Origin of the sequence: Burkholderia sp. AU38729, from assembly GCF_020419725.1 — a bacterium.
In the GTDB taxonomy this organism is placed as follows: Bacteria; Pseudomonadota; Gammaproteobacteria; order Burkholderiales; family Burkholderiaceae; genus Burkholderia.
On sequence record NZ_JAIZQO010000003.1, the window covers coordinates 225,811 to 245,777 of the forward strand.

19 protein-coding genes are annotated in these 19,967 nt (G+C 67.6%); 9 read left to right on the plus strand and 10 right to left on the minus strand.

The genetic code is table 11. The features are described 5' to 3' along the window. The first annotated feature begins 78 nt into the window (after window positions 1-78). Window positions 79-1,143: a ferrochelatase gene (hemH, locus tag LGM56_RS09930; protein ID WP_089494133.1), complete on the plus strand. Its 1,065-nt coding sequence runs from the start codon at window positions 79-81 to the stop codon at window positions 1,141-1,143. A gap of 5 nt (window positions 1,144-1,148) precedes the next feature. Continuing rightward, window positions 1,149-1,556, plus strand: coding sequence for an RNA-binding S4 domain-containing protein (locus LGM56_RS09935; RefSeq protein WP_011351021.1), 408 nt, complete (start codon window positions 1,149-1,151; stop codon window positions 1,554-1,556). Here LGM56_RS09935 and LGM56_RS09940 read toward each other — a convergent pair. Further along, window positions 1,528-1,689 carry a hypothetical protein gene (locus tag LGM56_RS09940; protein ID WP_006476841.1) on the minus strand — a complete coding sequence of 54 codons (162 nt, stop codon included), beginning with the start codon at window positions 1,687-1,689 and terminating at the stop codon, window positions 1,528-1,530. The genes LGM56_RS09935 and LGM56_RS09940 overlap by 29 nt on opposite strands. A 355-nt stretch (window positions 1,690-2,044) precedes the next feature. Here LGM56_RS09940 and grpE point away from each other — a divergent pair, with 355 nt between their 5' ends. The 5 genes from grpE to LGM56_RS09965 all read left to right on the plus strand — a co-directional run bounded on the left by grpE (window position 2,045) and on the right by LGM56_RS09965 (window position 8,484). Then, window positions 2,045-2,590, plus strand: a complete 546-nt coding sequence (gene grpE, locus LGM56_RS09945) for a nucleotide exchange factor GrpE (protein WP_226204395.1) — start codon at window positions 2,045-2,047, stop codon at window positions 2,588-2,590. A gap of 8 nt (window positions 2,591-2,598) precedes the next feature. Continuing rightward, window positions 2,599-3,024, plus strand: a complete 426-nt coding sequence (locus tag LGM56_RS09950; RefSeq protein WP_226204397.1) for a thioredoxin family protein — start codon at window positions 2,599-2,601, stop codon at window positions 3,022-3,024. Window positions 3,025-3,172: 148 nt separating this feature from the next. Then, a complete protein-coding gene (gene dnaK, locus LGM56_RS09955) occupies window positions 3,173-5,125 on the plus strand; it encodes a molecular chaperone DnaK (RefSeq protein WP_089424556.1) in 1,953 nt (650 codons plus the stop codon). Between the two features lie 265 nt (window positions 5,126-5,390). Then, entirely contained in the window at window positions 5,391-6,527 is a 1,137-nt protein-coding gene (gene dnaJ, locus LGM56_RS09960) for a molecular chaperone DnaJ (RefSeq protein WP_089430628.1), read from the plus strand. A 13-nt stretch (window positions 6,528-6,540) separates the two neighbouring features. Then, window positions 6,541-8,484 (plus strand): chorismate-binding protein, encoded by a 1,944-nt coding sequence (locus tag LGM56_RS09965; RefSeq protein ID WP_089494135.1) that lies wholly within the window; start codon window positions 6,541-6,543, stop codon window positions 8,482-8,484. 120 nt (window positions 8,485-8,604) lie between these two features. Here the strand turns inward: LGM56_RS09965 and panB are convergent, their stop codons facing one another. The 6 genes from panB to hda are packed head-to-tail and all read right to left on the minus strand — an operon-like array spanning window position 8,605 to window position 13,694. Then, on the minus strand, window positions 8,605-9,420 hold the full coding sequence (gene panB / locus LGM56_RS09970; RefSeq protein ID WP_089460443.1) for a 3-methyl-2-oxobutanoate hydroxymethyltransferase: 816 nt from the start codon (window positions 9,418-9,420) through the stop codon (window positions 8,605-8,607). A 45-nt stretch (window positions 9,421-9,465) separates the two neighbouring features. Continuing rightward, window positions 9,466-10,152, minus strand: a complete 687-nt coding sequence (locus LGM56_RS09975) for a deoxynucleoside kinase (protein WP_089424561.1) — start codon at window positions 10,150-10,152, stop codon at window positions 9,466-9,468. Then, the gene (folK, locus tag LGM56_RS09980) at window positions 10,149-10,691 is read right to left on the minus strand and encodes a 2-amino-4-hydroxy-6-hydroxymethyldihydropteridine diphosphokinase (protein WP_089424562.1); all 543 of its coding nucleotides are present in this window, start codon (window positions 10,689-10,691) and stop codon (window positions 10,149-10,151) included. The genes LGM56_RS09975 and folK overlap by 4 nt, the downstream gene beginning before the upstream one ends. 35 nt (window positions 10,692-10,726) lie before the next feature. Continuing rightward, window positions 10,727-12,265: a polynucleotide adenylyltransferase PcnB gene (gene pcnB / locus LGM56_RS09985; protein WP_089494136.1), complete on the minus strand. Its 1,539-nt coding sequence runs from the start codon at window positions 12,263-12,265 to the stop codon at window positions 10,727-10,729. A gap of 5 nt (window positions 12,266-12,270) precedes the next feature. Continuing rightward, window positions 12,271-12,948, minus strand: coding sequence for an HAD family hydrolase (locus tag LGM56_RS09990; RefSeq protein ID WP_226204400.1), 678 nt, complete (start codon window positions 12,946-12,948; stop codon window positions 12,271-12,273). A gap of 11 nt (window positions 12,949-12,959) precedes the next feature. Next, window positions 12,960-13,694, minus strand: coding sequence for a DnaA regulatory inactivator Hda (hda, locus tag LGM56_RS09995; RefSeq protein WP_006484992.1), 735 nt, complete (start codon window positions 13,692-13,694; stop codon window positions 12,960-12,962). Between the two features lie 250 nt (window positions 13,695-13,944). On the opposite strand from hda, the gene purM reads away from it, so the two are divergent. Then, complete coding sequence (gene purM, locus LGM56_RS10000; RefSeq protein ID WP_006484927.1) at window positions 13,945-15,000, plus strand: phosphoribosylformylglycinamidine cyclo-ligase; 1,056 nt, start codon at window positions 13,945-13,947, stop codon at window positions 14,998-15,000. Window positions 15,001-15,062: 62 nt separating this feature from the next. Here the strand turns inward: purM and tet are convergent, their stop codons facing one another. After that, entirely contained in the window at window positions 15,063-16,262 is a 1,200-nt protein-coding gene (tet, locus tag LGM56_RS10005; RefSeq protein WP_226204402.1) for a Tet(A)/Tet(B)/Tet(C) family tetracycline efflux MFS transporter, read from the minus strand. A 63-nt stretch (window positions 16,263-16,325) separates the two neighbouring features. On the opposite strand from tet, the gene tetR reads away from it, so the two are divergent. Then, window positions 16,326-16,958 carry a tetracycline resistance transcriptional repressor TetR gene (gene tetR / locus LGM56_RS10010; protein WP_226204404.1) on the plus strand — a complete coding sequence of 211 codons (633 nt, stop codon included), beginning with the start codon at window positions 16,326-16,328 and terminating at the stop codon, window positions 16,956-16,958. Window positions 16,959-16,963: 5 nt separating this feature from the next. On the opposite strand, the gene miaA is transcribed toward tetR, so the two are convergent. Together miaA and mutL are read right to left on the minus strand one after the other, a co-directional pair. Next, the gene (gene miaA, locus LGM56_RS10015) at window positions 16,964-17,944 is read right to left on the minus strand and encodes a tRNA (adenosine(37)-N6)-dimethylallyltransferase MiaA (protein WP_226204406.1); all 981 of its coding nucleotides are present in this window, start codon (window positions 17,942-17,944) and stop codon (window positions 16,964-16,966) included. Next, window positions 17,941-19,929 (minus strand): DNA mismatch repair endonuclease MutL, encoded by a 1,989-nt coding sequence (mutL, locus tag LGM56_RS10020; protein ID WP_226204408.1) that lies wholly within the window; start codon window positions 19,927-19,929, stop codon window positions 17,941-17,943. The genes miaA and mutL overlap by 4 nt, the downstream gene beginning before the upstream one ends. Between the last annotated feature and the right edge of the window lie 38 nt (window positions 19,930-19,967).

A 19,967-nucleotide genomic window follows, 5' to 3' on the forward strand; every position in this document is an offset into this window, starting at 1 on the left:
ACGGCCAGCCGACCGGCGCGGAGCGGCCCGCTATAATTGAGAGCCGTCCGGTCCCGTGCCCCGAGCACGTAATTGCCCATGCGTTTCGATCTTGAGCCGCCTTCGAGCACCGCGGCTGCCCATCGCATCGGTGTGCTGCTGATCAATCTCGGCACGCCCGACGCCCCGACACCGCGCGCGGTGCGGCGCTACCTGGCCGAATTCCTGTCGGATCCGCGGGTCGTCGAGATTCCGCAGGCCGTCTGGCAGGTGCTGCTGCGCGCGGTGATCCTGCCGCTGCGCGGCCGTGCGTCCGCGAAGAAGTACGCGGCGGTCTGGATGCCCGAGGGCTCGCCGCTGCGCGTGTACACCGAGCGCCAGACCGACAGCGTGCGGCACCTGCTCGTGTCGAACGGCTATCACGTGCAGGTCGACTACGCGATGCGCTACGGCAGCCCGAACATCTCGCACGCGCTCGCGCAGTTCAAGCGGGCGGGCGTCGAGCGCGTGCTGCTGATGCCGATGTATCCGCAATACTCGGCGTCGACCACGGCCACGGCGTTCGATGCCGCCTTCGACGCGCTCGCGCGCATGCGCAACCAGCCCGAGGTGCGCACGGTGCGGCACTACGCCGACCATCCGGCCTATATCCATGCGCTGGCCGAGCAGGTGCGCCAGTATTGGGCGCAGCACGGTCGGCCCGATTTCGCGGCCGGCGACAAGCTCGTGCTGAGCTTTCACGGCGTGCCGAAGCGCACGCTCGACCTCGGCGACCCCTATCACGACCAGTGCCAGCAGACAGGCGCGCTGCTGATGGCCGCGCTCGGGCTGTCGACGACCGAATGCCGCGTCACGTTCCAGTCGCGTTTCGGCAAGGCCGAATGGCTGCAGCCTTACACCGCGCCGACGCTGCGCGAGTTCGGCGAGGCCGGCGTGCGGCGGGCCGACGTGTTCTGTCCCGGTTTCACGGCCGACTGCCTGGAGACGATCGAGGAGATCGGCATGGAAGTGCGCGACGAGTTCCTCGCCGGCGGCGGCAAGGCGTTCCACCGGATTCCGTGCCTGAATGGCGCGTCCGCGTGGATCGGCGCGCTCGGCGAGATCGTCGCCGAGAATCTGCAGGGCTGGCCGGTCAGGGCCGCGCAGCCCGAAACGGTGAGTTGAACGCGATGAATTACAAGATTTCGACCGAACCGGGCGCGAAGCTGCGCATCGACAAATGGCTGTGGGCGGCCCGGTTCTTCAAGACGCGCTCGCTCGCGACCGATGCGGTCGACAAGGGGCACGTGAAGATTGGCGGTGCGGCGGTCAAGCCGGCGAAGGAAGTGCGGGTGGGCGACGAGGTCGAGATTGCGATCGACGGCATCGTCTGGCACATTGCCGTGCTCGGCGTATGCGACGTGCGCGGGCCGGCGAGCGTCGCGCAGACGCTTTACGCGGAGACGGAAGCGGGGCGGGCCGCGCGGCTCGCCGAACTGGAGCGGCGCCGCACGTATCGTGAGCCGGCAGCCGAATTGCACGGCCGGCCGACGAAGCGCGACCGGCGCATCATCGACAGATTTTCTGGTGGGAGCTGAACATCTGGTCGAATGTCGCCCGCGCGCTTCCGTATTCGGTCGTGCGGTCGGTGACGGCTCCCGACAGGCAGATGGTGGTGGTGCCGGCAATGAGTACCAGCGCGACCACCGAGATCGCAAACGTCAGTTTCATGGTACTCCCCTCGCGTTGAAGGGTGAAAACGGCGCCAGGTGGATGTCAGGCGTCAGTCAGCTAGGGGTAAACACGCTTTTCCGACGCTTGAGTGGAGTGTAGTGCAGCGGGCCTGTGCCAAGCTAGTACTTGCCAGGTAAGCGTTGTTACCGGCCGTTTCGCCCGGTCTGGCGGACTATGCGGCCGATGCCCCGGCGTGACGCGCGGTTGTTTCGCGGTATTGGAGAATGCCGGCGAATAACCCTCTTGAAATCGTCGTTTTCACCCTTATTTGCACCAGCAATGTGCGGTGCCACCGGATATACGGTCCGGCGGTTGCCGATTTGGCTTCAACCTCTAATCGACTTTCAGCGACATGGAAAACACGCAAGAGAACCCGGCATCCCAATCGGCCGAAGAGATCGGCAGCGAGAAGCAGGCGGCGCAAGGCGCTGCTCCCGCCGCCGAAGCAGCCGACGCGGCGCTCGCGGAGGCTCAAGCCAAGGTCGCCGAGCTGCAGGAGAGCTTCCTGCGGGCGAAGGCCGAAACCGAGAACGTCCGCCGCCGCGCGCAGGACGACGTCTCGAAGGCGCACAAGTTCGCGATCGAGAGTTTTGCGGAGCACCTGCTGCCCGTGCTGGACAGCCTGGAAGCGGCCGTCAACGATACGTCCGGCGACATCGCGAAGGTGCGTGAAGGCGTCGAACTGACGCTGCGCCAGCTGACGAGCGCGCTCGAGAAGGGCCGCGTCGTCGCGCTGAACCCGGTCGGCGAGAAGTTCGATCCCCACCAGCACCAGGCCATTTCGATGGTGCCGGCCGACCAGGAGCCGAATACCGTCGTCGCCGTGCTGCAAAAGGGCTACATGATCGCCGACCGCGTGCTGCGTCCGGCGCTCGTCACCGTCGCGCAGCCGAAGTAAGGCCCGCGATGCTGCCTGCCGGCGTCGATCCGGCCGCGTTCGACGCGTTCGACATGCAGGCGCTGGACGCCGGCACGTTCGACGCGGCGATCGACGGCGCAGGCGATGCGCTCGCGGTGGTGTTCTTCTGGGGCGTCGACTGCTTCAACTGCGAGATCGCGAAGAAGGCGATGCTCGCCCAGCCCGACGCGATCCGCGCGCTGGACCTGAAGTGGTTCCATTGCAACGTGTACGAACACCACCAGCTGGGGCGCCGCTTCGGGCTGCACGGCGTGCCGACGTGGTTCTTCTTCCACCGCGGCAAGCGGCTCGGCCGCGCGACGGGCTGGCATGGCCTCGCGCAGTTCCAGGCAGCGGTGTCGGCGGCACGCGCGAAAATCGCCGCGGCGGGCGGCGATCCATCGGGCGGCGATCCGCTAGCCGGCGGCGATTGAAAAAATTTAATATCCGCATCGCACGTCGGGTCTTGAAAACGAACCGGACGGACGCATTTCGGGAACAGAGTTGAATTCTGGCGCGCGAAACTGCCCCAAAACGCGGGGTTTTGCGCAGCAAACAAGCATTTCTGGAGATTAGGAAAAAATGGGAAAGATCATCGGTATTGACCTCGGCACCACGAACTCGTGCGTCGCCATCATGGAAGGCAACCAGGTCAAGGTCATCGAGAACTCGGAAGGCACGCGCACCACGCCGTCGATCATCGCCTACATGGACGACAACGAAGTGCTGGTCGGCGCGCCGGCCAAGCGCCAGTCGGTGACCAACCCGAAGAACACGCTGTTCGCCGTGAAGCGCCTGATCGGCCGCCGCTTCGAAGAGAAGGAAGTCCAGAAGGACATCGGCCTGATGCCGTACGCCATCATCAAGGCCGACAACGGCGATGCATGGGTTGAAGCGCACGGCGAGAAGCTCGCGCCGCCGCAAGTGTCGGCGGAAGTGCTGCGCAAGATGAAGAAGACGGCCGAAGACTACCTCGGCGAGCCGGTCACGGAAGCCGTGATCACGGTGCCGGCGTACTTCAACGACAGCCAGCGCCAGGCAACCAAGGACGCCGGCCGCATCGCGGGCCTCGAAGTCAAGCGGATCATCAACGAGCCGACGGCGGCTGCGCTCGCGTTCGGCCTCGACAAGGCCGAGAAGGGCGACCGCAAGATCGCCGTGTATGACCTCGGCGGCGGTACGTTCGACGTGTCGATCATCGAAATCGCGGACGTCGACGGCGAAATGCAGTTCGAAGTGCTGTCGACCAACGGCGACACGTTCCTCGGCGGCGAAGACTTCGACCAGCGCATCATCGATTACATCATCGGCGAGTTCAAGAAGGAGCAGGGCGTCGACCTGTCGAAGGACGTGCTCGCGCTGCAGCGCCTGAAGGAAGCCGCTGAAAAGGCGAAGATCGAGCTGTCGTCGAGCCAGCAGACCGAAATCAACCTGCCGTACATCACGGCTGACGCGTCGGGCCCGAAGCACTTGAACCTGAAGATCACCCGCGCGAAGCTGGAAGCGCTGGTGGAAGACCTCGTCGAGCGCACGATCGAACCGTGCCGCATCGCGATCAAGGACGCAGGCGTCAAGGTGTCGGACATCGACGACGTGATCCTGGTCGGCGGCCAGACGCGCATGCCGAAGGTGCTGGAGAAGGTGAAGGAATTCTTCGGCAAGGATCCGCGCCGTGACGTGAACCCGGACGAAGCCGTCGCAGTCGGCGCGGCGATCCAGGGCCAGGTCCTGTCGGGCGACCGCAAGGACGTGCTGCTGCTCGACGTGACCCCGCTGTCGCTCGGCATCGAGACGCTCGGCGGCGTGATGACGAAGATGATCAGCAAGAACACGACGATCCCGACGAAGCACGCCCAGGTGTACTCGACGGCGGACGACAACCAGGGCGCCGTGACGATCAAGGTGTTCCAGGGTGAACGCGAAATGGCAGCCGGCAACAAGCTGCTCGGCGAGTTCAACCTCGAAGGCATCCCGCCGGCACCGCGCGGCGTGCCGCAGATCGAAGTGACCTTCGACATCGACGCGAACGGCATCCTGCACGTCGGCGCGAAGGACAAGGCGACCGGCAAGGAAAACAAGATCACGATCAAGGCGAACTCGGGTCTGTCCGAGGCTGAAATCGACCAGATGATCAAGGACGCGGAAGCGAACGCAGCGGAAGATCACAAGCTGCGCGAGCTGGCTGATTCGCGCAACCAGGGCGACGCGCTGGTCCACAGCACGAAGAAGGCGCTGACCGAGTACGGCGACAAGCTGGACGCGGGCGAGAAGGAAGCCATCGAAGCGTCGCTGAAGTCGCTCGAGGAAGTGCTGAAGGACTCGTCGGCCGACAAGGCTGCGATCGACGCGAAGGTCGAGGAACTCGGCAAGGTGTCGCAGAAGCTCGGCGAAAAGATGTACGCCGACATGCAGGCACAGCAAGCAGGTGCGGCCGGCGCAGCGGGCGCAGCGGAAGGCGCGGCCCACGCGGGCGGTGCGCAACAGGCTGCCGACGATGTCGTCGACGCCGAGTTCAAGGAAGTGAAGAAGGACTAAGCCGGGTTGCCCCGGTGCCGCACGCCGCGCGCCACCCGCGCGCGGCGCGGCTGACGGGTTGGCTGACAAGCGGTCTGTCTTTCCTTCCGGATGGCCGGATCGACTCCACGCCTGGCGGGCTTCGCGGCCCTCCGGGCACATTTGTTTTTTGGCGGGTGCTGCACGCGCCGTCCGCGGCGGGCGCAGCACCAGACGAGTCGAGAGACTTTACTGCAGGCGAAAGGAGCCGCCGCGTGCGCGATGCGTGGCGGCACAGTGAATCGATATGGCGAAACGGGATTACTACGAGGTTCTGGGCGTCGCGAAGAATGCGAGCGACGACGAAATCAAGAAGGCGTATCGCAAGCTTGCGATGAAGTATCACCCTGACCGCAATCCGGACAGCAAGGATGCGGAAGAGCATTTCAAGGAGGTGAAGGAAGCCTATGAAATGCTGTCGGACGGCCAGAAGCGGGCAGCGTACGACCAGTACGGCCACGCGGGCGTCGATCCGAACATGGGCGGTGCGGGCGCACAGGGCTTCGGCGGCTTCGCGGACGCGTTCGGCGACATCTTCGGCGACATCTTCGGCCAGGCGGCGGGCGGCGCCGCGCGCGGCGGCCGTGGCGGCCCGCAGGTGTATCGCGGCGCCGACCTGCGCTACAGCATGGAAATCACGCTCGAGCAGGCCGCACACGGCTACGACACGCAGATCCGCGTGCCGAGCTGGGTGTCGTGCGAGGTCTGCCACGGGTCGGGTGCGAAGCCCGGCACGAAGCCGGAAACCTGCCCGACCTGTCACGGCCAGGGCACGGTGCGCATGTCGCAGGGCTTCTTCAGCATCCAGCAGACCTGCCCGAAGTGCCACGGCACGGGCACCTACATTCCCGAGCCGTGCGTGCATTGCCACGGGTCGGGCAAGGTGAAGGAAACCAAGACGCTCGAAGTGAAGATCCCGGCCGGGATCGACGACGGGATGCGGATCCGCTCGGCCGGCAACGGCGAGCCGGGCATCAACGGCGGGCCGCCGGGCGACCTGTACGTCGAGATCCACATCAAGCCGCATTCGGTGTTCGAGCGCGACGGCGACGATCTCCACTGCCAGATGCCGATCCCGTTCACGACCGCCGCGCTCGGCGGCGAGATCGAGGTGCCGACGCTGGCCGGCCGTGCGTCGTTCCCGGTGCCGGAAGGCACGCAGTCGGGCAAGACGTTCCGCCTGCGCGGCAAGGGCATCAAGGGGCTGCGTTCGAGCATCGCGGGCGATCTGTACGTCCACGTGCAGGTCGAGACGCCGGTGAAGCTGACCGACAACCAGCGCGACCTGCTCAAGCAGTTCGAGAAATCGCTGGCCGAGGGCGGCGCGCGTCACAGCCCGCAGAGCAAGAGCTGGTTCGACCGTGTGAAGAGCTTCTTCGAGTAACTCGAGTAACAGCATGACTGAAGGCAACGAGAGCGCGTCGTTCGCGCTCTTGGACGATTGCGACTCGACCGCGCTCGCGCGGTCGAGTCGTTTGTATTCGGGGTTCGTGCGCGAACGCGTGTGCACGGATCCGGCTCGGCTCGACGAGGTCGACGCGGCGGTGGCGCAGGATCTGCGCGACGGGCTGCATGCGGTCGTCGTCGGCGATTACGAATTCGGACGCAACCTGCAACGAGCGCAGCCGGGCCATGCCCCGCTGCGCTTTTTGCTGTTTGCGCGCTGCGAGCGCCTGTCGCGCGACGAAGTCGACGCGTGGCTCGCTCAGCAGGATGGCGGCGGCGCGCCGTCGATCGCGGGCGTCGCGCATGTCGAAAAGAGCGTATCGCGCGATGCGTTCGATGCGGCGATCGCCGCGGTGCACGACGCGCTGCGCGCGGGCGATTCGTATCAGGTCAACTACACGTACCGGCTGAACTTCGACGTGTTCGGCACGCCGCTCGCGCTGTACCGGCGGCTGCGTGCGCGCCAGCCCGTGCGCTACGGCGCGCTGATCGCGTTGCCCGACGGGACGTGGGTCGTGTCGTGCTCGCCCGAGCTGTTCGTCGAGAAGCACGGAGACGTGCTGCGCGCGCGGCCGATGAAGGGCACGGCACCGCGTTCGGCCGACCCTCGCGACGATGCGGCGGCGGCCACGTTCCTCGCGAACGACCCGAAGAACCGCGCGGAAAACGTGATGATCGTCGACCTGCTGCGCAACGACGTGTCGCGGATCGCGCGCACCGGCACGGTTCGCGTGCCGGCGCTGTTCTCCGTCGAGCCGTATGCGTCGGTGTGGCAGATGACGTCGACGGTCGAGGCAGGCTGGCGCGCCGGGACGACGTTCGCGCAGACGCTGCGTGCGCTGTTTCCGTGCGGATCGATCACGGGCGCGCCGAAGCACAAGACGATGGAACTGATCGACGCGATCGAATCGACGCCACGCGGGCTCTATACGGGCGCGATCGGCTGGCTTGACGCTGCGAAGCAACGCGCCGATTCCGACGCGCCGGGCGATCGCCTGGCCGGTTGCGGTGATTTCTGCCTGTCGGTCGCGATCCGTACGCTGACGCTCGATGCTGCCAGTGATGGTGACGACAGCGAAGGTGATGGCAGCGCCGGTGTGGCCGACGCCGAAGCACGCCATCCGACAACGGTGATCGCCGCCCGGCGCCGCGGCACGATGGGCGTCGGCGCGGGCATCGTGCTCGACAGCGTTGCAGCCGACGAATATGCGGAGTGCGAATTGAAAGCGCGATTCCTGACGGACGCCGATCCCGGCTTCCAGCTGTTCGAAACGACGGCCGCCACGCGTGCGGACGGCATCCGGCATCTCGATCGTCATCTCGCGCGGCTGCAGCGTAGCGCGGATGCGTTCGGCTTCCGCTTCGACGCCGATGCGTTACGTCGCGAGATCGACGCGCGCTGCGCGGCGCTCGACGGCGACGGCGCGTACCGGATGAAGCTCGCACTCGCGAAGGACGGCACGATCGAGATCATCGCGGCACCGCTCAAGCCGCTGCCGGCGGGGCCGGTCGGCGTGCTGCTGGCGTCCGCGCACGGCTTCGAGCCGACCCGTGCGGGCGATGCGCTGCTGCTGCACAAGACCACGCGCCGCGCCGAATACGATCGCGCGTGGCAGGCGGCGGAGGCGCTCGGCGGCTTCGACATGCTGTTCGTCAACGAGCGCGGCGAGGTGACGGAAGGCGGGCGCTCGAACCTGTTCGTGAAGCTCGATGGCCAGTGGGTGACGCCGCCGCTCGAGTCCGGCGTGCTGCCGGGCGTGATGCGTGGCGTGCTGCTCGACGATCGTGCGTTCGGCGCGACGGAGCGGGTCGTGACCCGCGACGATCTCGCGCGTGCGGAGGCGCTGCTGCTGACCAATGCGCTGCGCGGCGCGCTCGACGCGGTACTGAAGTAACCGGCGGATAATCGACCGCTGCCGGCAGCGTGAGAAAGAAAAAACGCGGCGCCCCGCAAAGGGCGCCGCGTTTTTTTCATCGAGGCGCCGGCGAACGCATCGCCGGCACCGCGCCGGACGTCAGAACGAATGCTCGGGGCCGGGGAACGAACCGTCCTTCACCGCGCGCACATACGCTTCGACGGCCGCCTGGATGTTCGGCTCGCCCTGCATGAAATCCTTCACGAAGCGCGGCCGCTTGCCGGGGAACACGCCGAGCATGTCGTGCAGCACGAGCACCTGGCCCGAGCAGTCGGCGCCTGCGCCGATGCCGATCGTCGGCACGCGCAGCATCTGCGTGACTTCGGAACCGATCAGTGTCGGCACGGCTTCGAGCAGGACGACCTGCGCACCGGCCGCTTCGACCGCACGCGCGTCGCGCAGCAGTTGCGCCGCACCGGCTTCGGTCTTGCCCTGCACCTTGAAGCCACCGAACGCATGCACCGACTGCGGCGTGAGGCCCACGTGCGCACACACGGGCACCGCGCGCTCGACGAGGAAGCGGATCGTCTCGGCGAGCCATTCGCCGCCTTCGAGCTTGACCATCTGCGCCCCGGCGCGCATCAGCTTGACGCTGCTTGCGAATGCCTCCGCCGGCGTGCCGTACGTGCCGAACGGCAGGTCGGCCATGATCAGCGCGCGCGGCTGCGCACGGGCGACACAGGCGGTGTGATACGCGATGTCGTCGAGCGACACGGGCAGCGTGGTCGTGTGGCCCTGCAGCACGTTGCCGAGCGAATCGCCGATCAGCAGCACGTCGACGCCCGAACGGTCGAGCAGTGCGGCAAAGCTCGCGTCGTAGCAGGTGAGCATCGCGATCTTCTCGCCGGCGTCGCGCATTGCCTGCAGCTTGGGCACCGTGACGGCAGGCCGGCTCGATTCCTGGAGATAGGTCATGGGAAATCCGGTTCGAATGGGGGTGGAACGACAGGCGAGGACGCGTCAGCGCGTCGTCTCGCCCTTGACGAAGAATTCCTTGCGGCCGCGCATCGTCTCGATGCGCTCGACCAGCAGGGCGAGATCTTCGGGGGAATCCAGCGGATTCAGGTGTTCGGCGGCGACCGTCAGCACCGGCGTGCGGTCGTAGTGGTAGAAGAATTCGTTGTACGCGTCGACGAGCGAGCGCAGGTACGCATCGCTGATCTGCAGCTCCATCGGCAGCCCGCGCTTCTGGATGCGCGAGAACAGCACTTCGGGGCTCGCCTGCAGGTAGACGACGAGGTCGGGCGACGGTGCCTGCGGCACGTCCACGTGCGTCGCGACCGAGCGGTAGAGCTGCCACTCGTCTTCCGGCAGGTTCAGCCGCGCGAAGATGTCGTTCTTCTGCGGCATGAAATCGGCGATGACCGGGCGGCCCGTGTCGAGCGCACCGATCAGTTCGCGGGCCTGCTGCGCGCGCTGCAGCGCGAACGATAGCTGCACGGGCAGCGCGTAGCGCGCGGTGTCGCGATAGAAGCGTTCGAGGAACGGGTTGTCCTGCGGGCGCTCGAGCAGCGTCTGCATCGACCAGCGTTCGCCGAGCAGGCGCGCGAGCGTCGTCTTGCCGACGCCGATCGGGCCTTCGATCACGAGATAGCGGTGCGGGGCGCGCAGGTCGGGCGCGGTGACGGTAAGGGGAGTCGGGGTCATCGGCAGCGGTTCTTGTCGGCGTCTTCGCTGGCAGCGAGCGCCTTCTGCATCAGGCACTGGCAGGTCTGCACCTTCTCGACGCGCTGGTCCGCGACGGCGGCAAGGAAGGTGTCGGCTCGGCCGCGAGCGGGGATGTCGAGTGCCGGCTCGATCTCGACGAGCGGCACGAGCGCGAACGCACGGTCGGTGAGGCGCGGATGCGGGACGATCAGGTCGGGCTCGTCGATCGAATCGTCGCCGAACAGCAGGATGTCGAGATCGAGCGTGCGCGGCGCATTGCGATACGGGCGCTCGCGGCCGAAGTGATGTTCGATCTTCTGGCACAGCGCGAGCAGCTCGCGGGCCGACAGCGTCGTGTCGAGCTTGACGACGCAATTGTAGTAGTCGTCGCCGCCCGCTTCGAAGGGCGCCGTGCGATACAGGCTCGATTTGCCGAGGATCGAGATGGTGCGCTGCTGCGCAAGGCACACCACCGCGTCCTTCAGGGTCTGGCGCGCATCGCCGAGATTCGCCCCCAGTCCGATATATGCAACCGTCATGGCATCACTTCCTACGTCGTTCGCCGGCGAGCGCGTCAGTCGTCGGAACCGCCCGAGGCGTCCGGTGCCGGCTCGGCGGCACCTTCACCCGGCTTGCGGTTTCGCACGCCGCCGCGGCGGCGCCGCTTGCGGGGCGATTTTTCCTTCGTGCCGCCCTGCGTCAGCAATGCCTCGCGAGCGGCCGCGTCGCCTTCGATGAAATCCGTCCACCACTGTCCGACTTCCGCATCGAGCTCGCCGGATTCGCAGCGTAACAGGAGGAAATCATACCCCGCTCTAAACCTTTGGTGTTCCAGCAGCCGCATCGCGCTGCGGCCCGAGCGTTTCTCGAGGCGCAACTGCAGGCCCCAGATCTCGCGCATGTCGGCCGAGTAACGCTTGTGGATCGCGAGTTTCTCGGTCTGCATGTCGAGCACGTCGTCCATCGCGCGATGGAGTGCCGGCACCGGAATTTCACCTTCGGCCGTGTATTGCTCGAAGCGCTGGCGCATGTCGTGCCACAGCAGCGTCGCGAACAGGAAGCCCGGCGAGACCGGCTTGCCGGCGCGCACGCGTGCATCGGTGTTGTTCAGCGCGAGCGTGATGAACTTCTCGCCCTGCGGCTGTTCGAGCACCACGTCGAGCAGCGGCAGCAGCCCGTGGTGCAGGCCCTCCTTGCGCAGCCGCGTCAGGCACGCGAGTGCGTGGCCCGACAGCAGCAGCTTCAGCATTTCGTCGAACAGGCGCGCGGCCGGCACGTTGTTGATCAGGTCGGCGAGCGCGTTGATCGGTTCGCGCGTATGCGGCTCGATCTCGAAACCGAGCTTGGCCGCGAAGCGCACGACGCGCAGCATCCGCACCGGATCCTCGCGGAAGCGCGTGGCCGGATCGCCGATCATCCGCAACAGGCGGGCGCGCACGTCGGCCATCCCGTCGTGGTAGTCGAGCACCGTCTGTGTCGACGGGTCGTAGTACATCGCGTTGATCGTGAAGTCGCGGCGCGCGGCGTCTTCGTGCTGCTCGCCCCACACGTTGTCGCGCAGCACGCGGCCGCTCGCGTCCACCGCGTGCGTGCGGCGATCGAGTTCGTCGCGCTTCAGGCGCTTCGGCGGCTCGGCAGCGGCCGCCTCGGGCGGCGCATCGACCAGCGCGCGGAACGTCGACACCTCGATCAGCTCCTGGCCGAACTGCACGTGCACGATCTGGAAGCGGCGGCCGATCAGGCGTGCGCGGCGGAACAGGCGCTGCACCTCGGTCGGCGTTGCGTCGGTCGCGACGTCGAAGTCCTTCGGCGCGATGCCGAGCAGCAGGTCGCGTACCGCTCCGCCGACGATGAAGGCACGGAAGCCCGCCTGCTGCAGCGTGTCGGTCACGCGCACGGCGTTCTTCGAGATCAGCGCCGGATTGATGCCGTGCACGCTGGCCGGCACGACGGTCGGTTCATGGTTGCTGCGCGGTTTTTTCGCGCCGCCGCCGCGGGCGCCCTTCGGGGCGCGCGGGGTAGCAGGGGCCGCTTCGTCGGCCGGAGCCGTTGCGGGAGACGTTTGCTCGGTTTCGTCCTGGCCGAGCAGCTTGCGGATGAATTTTTTGATCACGACGTTCAGAAGAGATCGAGGATGCGCCAGCCGCGGTTGCTTGCATGCGCACGCAGCGTGTCGTCAGGGTTGGTCGCGATCGGGTCGGTGACTTTCTCGAGCAACGGGATGTCGTTGTGCGAGTCGCTGTAGAAATAGGTGTGCGGGAAGTCGCTCCATTGCTTGCCGAGCGACGCGAGCCACGCTTCGGTCCGCACGATCTTGCCTTCGCGATAGCTCGGCGTGCCGGTCGGCCGGCCCGTGTACGGCGAATCGGGGCGCCCGTCGGTCGTTTCGACCTCGCAGGCGATCAGCGTGTCGACACCGAACGCGGACGCGATCGGGCGCGTGATGAATTCGTTGGTCGCCGTCACCACGCAGCACAGGTCGCCCGCATCGAGGTGCTTGCGCACGAGCTCGAGCGCGGCGGGTGTCATGGCGGGCCGGATCACCTCGTGCATGTACTGATCGTGCCATTCGGCCAGCTGCGCGCGCGAATACTTCGCGAGCGGCGTGATCATCGCCGTGAGGTACGCGTGGATGTCGAGCTTGCCGGCCTTGTAGTCGGCGAAGAACTGATCGTTCTGACGCGAGAAGCTTTCCGCGTCGACGATGCCGAGCTTCACCATGAAGCGGCCCCATTCGTGGTCGCTATCGGTCGGGATCAACGTGTGATCGAGGTCAAAGAGTGCCAGATTAGTCATGGAAGCGCATTTTACTCGAAGCGGTTCGGGCCCGTGCCCGGTGGTGTGATGTCGTCGCCGGGACGCGCCAGCATGCGGCGCAGCAACGGCAGCGTGACGGCGCGTTTCTGCTCGAGCGAAAAGCGATCGAGCGCGTCGAGCAGCGCCATCAGGCTCGGCATGTCGCGGCGGAAATGGGTCAGCAGGTAGGCGGCGATGTCGTCGGTGAGCGCGATCCCGCGCTCCTTCGCCGCGAGCTTGAGCACGGCGATCTTGCCGGCGTCGGACGGCGGCGACAGGTGGAACACGAGCCCCCAGCCGAGGCGCGTGCGGAGATCCTCGCGCACGTCGAGCGCGAGCGGCGCCGCGGGGCCCGCCGCGACGAACGCGCTCGACGGGTGCGCGCGCACTTCGTTGAACAGGTTGAACAGCGCGACCTGCTGCGTGTCGCTCATCCGGTCGCAATCGTCGATCGCGTAGATGCCGATGCGCGGGTCGAACGTGAACGCGCCGAGCGGGCTCTGCGGCGTCAGGTAGCGCGCATAGCCGTACGACGCGTCGCTCACGAGCGCCTGCAGCAGATGGGTGCGGCCGCAGCCGGGCTCGCCCCAGATGTAGAACGACCGGTCCGGCACGGGGCCCGCCGCGAGCGCGAGGTCGAGCTTCTGCAGGCGCGAGATGAGCTCGTCGTTCTCCTCGTTCATGATGAAGTTGTCGAACGTGGCGGGCGGCGGCGTGCCGAGATCGAGCGTCAGTTGACGAGACACAACAGTCACAATGCGGGTCGGTTGAAAATACGCGCGCCGTACGCCGGGCACGCGCCGGGGCTTGCGTCTTCACGGGCTTCACGCGCGGCCGCACGCACGGCGCCACGCCGGTTTCGGCGCGGTTCGCTCGGCGATGAAAACGGGGACGTGTTGACCAAGATGCAATCCCTGACGATTCGGTGCTGGGAATTCCGGCCAACGGGCCGGCTTCGGGTAAAATCGCATTTTACCGACCTTCTCGCATTCCCCCATGAATCCTCCGAAATCCGCTCCCGACGCTCAGGGTCTGTCCTATCGCGACGCAGGTGTCGACATCGACGCAGGCGACGCACTCATCGACAAGATCAAGCCTTTTGCGAAGAAAACCCTGCGCGACGGCGTGCTCGGCGGCATCGGCGGGTTCGGCGCGCTGTTCGAAGTGCCGAAGAAGTACAAGGAGCCCGTGCTCGTATCGGGCACCGACGGCGTGGGCACCAAGCTCAAGCTGGCGTTTCATCTGAACAAACACGACACCGTCGGCCAGGATCTCGTCGCGATGAGCGTGAACGACATCCTCGTGCAGGGCGCCGAGCCGCTGTTCTTCCTCGACTACTTCGCGTGCGGCAAGCTCGACGTCGACACCGCGGCAACGGTCGTCAAGGGCATCGCGCAGGGTTGCGAACTGTCGGGCTGCGCGCTGATCGGCGGTGAAACCGCCGAAATGCCGGGCATGTACCCGGACGGCGAATACGACCTGGCCGGCTTCGCGGTCGGCGCGGTCGAGAAGAGCAAGATCATCGACGGCAGCACGATCGCCGAGGGCGACGTGGTGCTGGGCCTCGCATCGAGCGGCATCCACTCGAACGGCTTCTCGCTCGTGCGCAAGATCATCGAGCGCGCGAACCCCGACCTGTCGGCCGATTTCCACGGCCGCTCGCTGGCCGACGCGCTGATGGCACCCACGCGCATCTACGTGAAGCCGCTGCTCGCGCTGATGCAGAAGCTGTCGGTGAAGGGCATGGCGCACATCACGGGCGGCGGTCTCGTCGAGAACATCCCGCGCGTGCTGCGCGAAGGCCTCACCGCCGAGCTCGACCAGAACGCCTGGCCGCTGCCGCCGCTGTTCAAGTGGCTGCAGGAACACGGCGGTGTCGCCGATGCGGAAATGCACCGCGTGTTCAACTGCGGCATCGGCATGGCCGTGATCGTGTCGGCGGCCGATGCCGACGCAGCGATCGCCGACCTGACCGCCGCCGGCGAACAGGTGTGGAAGATCGGCACCGTGCGTGCGACCCGCGAAGGCGAGGCGCAGACGGTCGTGGTCTGACGCACTGCCTGCAGCAGATGCAGCAAGGAAAGCCGCCCGGAGTCGATCCGGGCGGCTTTTTTTCATGCCGACGGGCGCGGTGCGCCTGAGTTCGCGGCGCGTGCACCGGCCAGCAACGGCGGGACGAGCAGATAAAGCAGTGCGGCCGCGGCCCAGACGAGCCCCGGCCACGTCGCGCGTGTCGCCGCGTAGGTCGCGGTGACGACCAGCGGCCCCGCGACGCCGATCAGGCTCGCCACGCTCGCGAGCGCGCCTTGCAGTTCGCCCTGGCGCGCGTCGTCGACCTGCCGCGCGAGCATCGCCTGCAGGGCCGGCAGCGTCATGCCGCCTGCCGCGAACAGCGGCAGCAGCGCGAACGGCACCCACGCGGCGGTCGCGAACGCGATCGCCGCGAGCCCGAGCGCGTCACCCGCGAGGCCCAGAGCCAGCGCGCGGCGCTCGCCGAGCCGCGCGATCAGCGGCCCGATCGCGAAGGCCTGCGCGAGCGCGTGACACGCGCCGTAGCCCGCCAGCGACAGCCCCGCGATCGGCGTCGACCAGCCGAAATGCTCCTGGCCGTACAGGATCCACAATGTCGCCGGCGCCTGCGACACCAGCGCCACGATCACGTAAATGCCGATCAGCGGGGCGAGCGCGGGTGCGCCGGTCAGCCGGCGCAGGCTCGCAAACGGATTGAGTGCGCCAACCGCATGGCTTTCGCGGGCCGAACGCGGTCGTGATTCCGGCAGCGCGCGCCAGACGAGCACGAGATTGAGCGCATTGAGCACGGCGGCCGCGACGAACGGTGCACGCAGGTGCAGCACACCGAGCAGGCCGCCGATCAGCGGGCCCGCGATGAAGCCGATGCCCATCATCGCGCCGAGCTGGCCGAAGCGTCGTGCTCGATCGGGTTCGGCGGTGACGTCGGTGACATAGGCAGTCGCGACCGCGACGTTCGCGCCGGTGATGCCCGCGATCAGCCGCCCCACGTAAAGCCACGCGAGGGTCGGCGCGAGCGCCATCAGCAGGTAGTCGAGCGCGGCGCCCGCGAGCGACGCGAGCAGGACGGGCCGGCGGCCGAAGCGGTCGCTCAGCGCGCCGAGCAGTGGGGCGCACAGGAACTGCGCGAACGCGTACAGCGCGAGCAGGATCCCGTAATGGGTGTCGGTGCTGCCTGCGTCGGCGAGCGAGCGCAGCAGCCCGGGCAGGATCGGCATCACGATCCCGACGCCGATCGCGTCGAGCAGGACCGTGGCCAGGATGGCAATCAGGGACGGATTCAAGAGCGTGACTCTATCGGTGATAGAGTGGCAATTATTCCACAGCTTTCCCTATCGGTGATAGAGATGAAGGACACAGGGGCGCGGCTGACGCGCGACACGGTATTGCGCGCGGCGCTCGAGCTGCTCGACGAAGTCGGCATCGACGGGCTGTCGACGCGGAAGCTCGCCGAGCGGCTCGGCGTGCAGTCGCCGACGCTTTACTGGCATTTCAGGAACAAGGGCGAACTGCTCGATGCGATGGCCGAGGCGATCATGCTCGAGCGTCACGATGCGTCGCTGCCACGCCCGGGCGAAGCGTGGGATGCGTGGCTTTTGGACAACGCGCGCAGTTTCCGTCGTGCGCTGCTGGCCTATCGCGACGGCGCGCGCCTGCATGCCGGTACGCGGCCGCGCGCGCTGCATTTCGGCTCGATCGAACGCAAGGTCGCGCTGCTCGGCGACGCGGGTTTCGCGCCGGACGAGGCGGTCGACGTGATGTATGCGCTGGGCCGCTTCGTGGTTGGATGGGTGCTGGAAGAGCAGGCGGAAGCGGACGGCGACGCCGATGCGCCGCTGCCGGACGCGGCCGAGTATCCGCTGCTCGCGAAGGGCTGGGCCGCGCTGCGCGCGCGCGGCGGCGATGAAGCGTTCGAGCGCGGCGTCGCCTTGATCGTCGACGGCGCCCGCGCGCATCTGGCAGCGCGCGGGCGCGGCTGACGCGGTCAGTCCGGCGTGCGGCCGTCGAGCACGCGTTCGAGCGCGTCGAGTGCGCGGGCCGTCGAGTCCGGCGCGATGCAGTCGACGACGATCCGCTCCGGCATCGCGCGCAGCCAGGTGATCTGGCGCTTGCAGAGCTGGCGCGTCGCGAAGATTCCCTTGTCGCGCATCGTCCGGTAGTCGGTATCGCCGTCGAGGAATTCCCACGCTTGCCGGTAGCCGACGCAGCGCATCGACGGCAGGTCGGGATGGAGGTCCTCGCGACGACGCAGCCGCTCGACTTCGTCGATGAAGCCCGCGTCGAGCATTGCGTCGAAGCGCTGCGCGATCCGTTTGTGCAATACCGCGCGATCCGACGGTTCGAGCGCGACCGGCACGAAGCGGTAAGCGGCGGCCGCATCGTCGGTGCGGCGCGGCGCGGCAAGCAGCACCGACATCGGCTGCCCACTCAGCATGAACACTTCGAGCGCCCGCTGGATCCGCTGCGAATCGTTCGGCGCGAGCCGCGCGGCCGTGTCGGGATCGACTTGCGCGAGCCGCGCGTGCAACGCGGGCCAGCCATCGCGCGCGGCTTCGGCATCGAGCGTCGCGCGCACGTCCGGATCCGCGCCCGGCAGGTCGTTGAGCCCCTGCGTCAGCGCCTTGTAGTACAGCATCGTGCCGCCCGCGAGCAGCGGCGTGCGGCCGCGCGCGGCGATCTCGCCGATCAGGCGCAGCGTGTCCGCGCGGAAGCTCGCGGCCGAATACGCGTCGGCCGGATCGATGATGTCGATCAGGTGATGCGGTACGCTCGCGCGCTCGTCGCGCGAAGGCTTCGCGGTGCCGATATCCATGTCGCGGTAGACGAGCGCCGAATCGACGCTGACGATCTCGATCGGGCGACGTGCGGCGAGCGCCAGCGCCGCGGCCGTCTTGCCCGATGCGGTGGGGCCGAGCAGGCAGGCGATCGTCGTCGGGCTGGGGTTGGCGTGCGGTACCGAGCTCATTGGCCACGCATGAAGAGGCGGTCGAGGTCGTTCAGCGTGAGCTGATACCACGTCGGCCGGCCGTGATTGCACTGGTCCGCGCGTTCGGTCGCTTCCATCTGCCGCAGCAGCGCGTTCATCTCGTCGAGCGTCAGGCGCCGGTTCGCGCGCACCGCGTGGTGGCACGCGAGCGTGCCGAGCAGCTCGTGCTGACGCTCGGTGAGCACGCGCGAGCCGCCGAACGCGTGCAGGTCGGCGAGCACCGCGCGCGCAAGCGACTGCAGGTCGGCATCCTTCAGCAGCGCCGGGACCGCGCGGATCGCGAGCGTTGTTGGCGACAGCACCGCCAGGTCGAAGCCGAGCGATTCGAGCGTGTCGCGCTCTTCCTCGACCGTGCCGATCTCGACCGGCGTGGCCGTCATCGAGATCGGCAGCAGCAGCGCCTGCACCGCGACCGAGCGGTCGGCGAGCGCGTTCTTGAACTGTTCGTACAGGATCCGCTCGTGCGCCGCGTGCATGTCGACGATCACGAGGCCGTGCGCATTCTGCGCGAGCACGTAAATGCCGTGGATCTGGCCCAGCGCGAAGCCGAGCGGCTGCTCGTCGTGCGCGGTGGCGGCGATCGGCGCAGCCAGGAAGCCCGGCAGCGGCGCGATCGGCGCGTCGGCCGAATCGCGGGCGAGGGTCGTCGTGCCGTCCGGCGTGCCCGCACCCGTGTCCTTGCGGCCGAACAGCGCGTCATAGAGCGCGAGCGGCTGCGCGACGGGCAGCGTGCCCTGGGTCATTCGCGCCTGACGCATCCACGTGTTGCCCGATGACGAGGGCGACGACGGCGAGAAGCCGCTGCCGCCATTGCCGGTTGCGTGGCCCTGGCTCTGGCCGAGCGGCGTATTCAGGAACGAAGAAGGCCCGCGTGGCGTCGGTTCGATATGTGCGGCATGGCCGCCCGCCGTGGTTTCCGGCGACGCGCCCGCGTGGCGCGCCAACGCGCGCTGGACCGCATGGAACACGTACTGGTGGATCGAGCGCGAATCGCGGAAGCGCACCTCGATCTTCGACGGGTGCACGTTCACGTCGACGGCTTCGGGCGGCAGGTCAAGAAACAGCACATACGACGGGTAGCGGTCGCCGTGCAGCACGTCCTCGTAGGCCGCGCGCACTGCGTGCGTCAGCAGCTTGTCGCGCACGAAGCGGCCGTTGACGAAGAAGTATTGCTGGTCGGCGCGACCGCGGCTTGCGGTCGGCAGGCCGGCGCAGCCGTAGACCGCGAGCGGGCCGGCCTGCTCGTCGAGCGGCAGGTGTGCGGTCGCGAAGCTGTCGCCGAGGATCTTCGCGACGCGCTGCGCCGGCTCGGTCGCGTTCCAGTGTTCGACCGCCTTGCCGTTGTGCAGCACCGAGATCGCGACGTCCGGCCGCGCGAGCGCCGCGCGGCGAATCATTTCCAGGCAGTGGCCGAACTCGGTCTGCTCGCTCTTCAGGAACTTGCGCCGCGCGGGCGTGTTGAAGTACAGCTCGCGCACCTCGATCGTCGTGCCGGTCGCGCCGGCGGCGGGCGACAGCACGCCCGTCTGCGCGTCGATCTTCATCGCATGCGCGGCATCGGCCGTCCGGCTCGTGATCGACATCTCGGCGACCGACGCGATCGACGCGAGCGCTTCGCCGCGGAACCCGAGCGTCGCGACCGCCTCGAGCTCCTCGAGCGAGCGGATCTTGCTGGTCGCATGGCGCATCAGTGCGAGCGCCAGCTCGTCCGGCGGAATCCCGCAGCCATCGTCGGTGATCGAGATGCGCTTGACGCCGCCTTCTTCCAGCACGATGCGCAGCGTGCTGGCGCCGGCGTCCATCGCGTTTTCGAGCAGCTCCTTGACGACCGACGCCGGGCGTTCGACGACCTCGCCGGCGGCGATCTGGCTGATCAGCTGGTCGGGTAGGGGCTGGATCGCGCGCAGCGGGCGCGGAGCAGGGGCGGGCGCGGCGCCCGCGGCCGTTTCGGTGATATCGGACATGGCCGAATTATAGCGAGGCGGCGAATGCGTGCCGGGGC

Excerpts from the sequence above, each read along its gene's own strand:
- dnaJ (WP_089430628.1), top strand. The coding sequence starts at position 5,391 with ATGGCGAAACGGGATTACTACGAGGTTCTGGGCGTCGCGAAGAATGCG.
- hemH (WP_089494133.1), top strand. The coding sequence starts at position 79 with ATGCGTTTCGATCTTGAGCCGCCTTCGAGCACCGCGGCTGCCCATCGC.
- LGM56_RS09990 (WP_226204400.1), bottom strand. The coding sequence starts at position 12,948 with ATGACTAATCTGGCACTCTTTGACCTCGATCACACGTTGATCCCGACC.
- dnaK (WP_089424556.1), top strand. The coding sequence starts at position 3,173 with ATGGGAAAGATCATCGGTATTGACCTCGGCACCACGAACTCGTGCGTC.
- LGM56_RS09975 (WP_089424561.1), bottom strand. The coding sequence starts at position 10,152 with ATGACCCCGACTCCCCTTACCGTCACCGCGCCCGACCTGCGCGCCCCG.
- tetR (WP_226204404.1), top strand. The coding sequence starts at position 16,326 with ATGAAGGACACAGGGGCGCGGCTGACGCGCGACACGGTATTGCGCGCG.
- LGM56_RS09940 (WP_006476841.1), bottom strand. The coding sequence starts at position 1,689 with ATGAAACTGACGTTTGCGATCTCGGTGGTCGCGCTGGTACTCATTGCC.
- folK (WP_089424562.1), bottom strand. The coding sequence starts at position 10,691 with ATGACGGTTGCATATATCGGACTGGGGGCGAATCTCGGCGATGCGCGC.
- grpE (WP_226204395.1), top strand. The coding sequence starts at position 2,045 with ATGGAAAACACGCAAGAGAACCCGGCATCCCAATCGGCCGAAGAGATC.
- mutL (WP_226204408.1), bottom strand. The coding sequence starts at position 19,929 with ATGTCCGATATCACCGAAACGGCCGCGGGCGCCGCGCCCGCCCCTGCT.
- miaA (WP_226204406.1), bottom strand. The coding sequence starts at position 17,944 with ATGAGCTCGGTACCGCACGCCAACCCCAGCCCGACGACGATCGCCTGC.
- LGM56_RS09935 (WP_011351021.1), top strand. The coding sequence starts at position 1,149 with ATGAATTACAAGATTTCGACCGAACCGGGCGCGAAGCTGCGCATCGAC.
- LGM56_RS09965 (WP_089494135.1), top strand. The coding sequence starts at position 6,541 with ATGACTGAAGGCAACGAGAGCGCGTCGTTCGCGCTCTTGGACGATTGC.
- purM (WP_006484927.1), top strand. The coding sequence starts at position 13,945 with ATGAATCCTCCGAAATCCGCTCCCGACGCTCAGGGTCTGTCCTATCGC.
- panB (WP_089460443.1), bottom strand. The coding sequence starts at position 9,420 with ATGACCTATCTCCAGGAATCGAGCCGGCCTGCCGTCACGGTGCCCAAG.
- LGM56_RS09950 (WP_226204397.1), top strand. The coding sequence starts at position 2,599 with ATGCTGCCTGCCGGCGTCGATCCGGCCGCGTTCGACGCGTTCGACATG.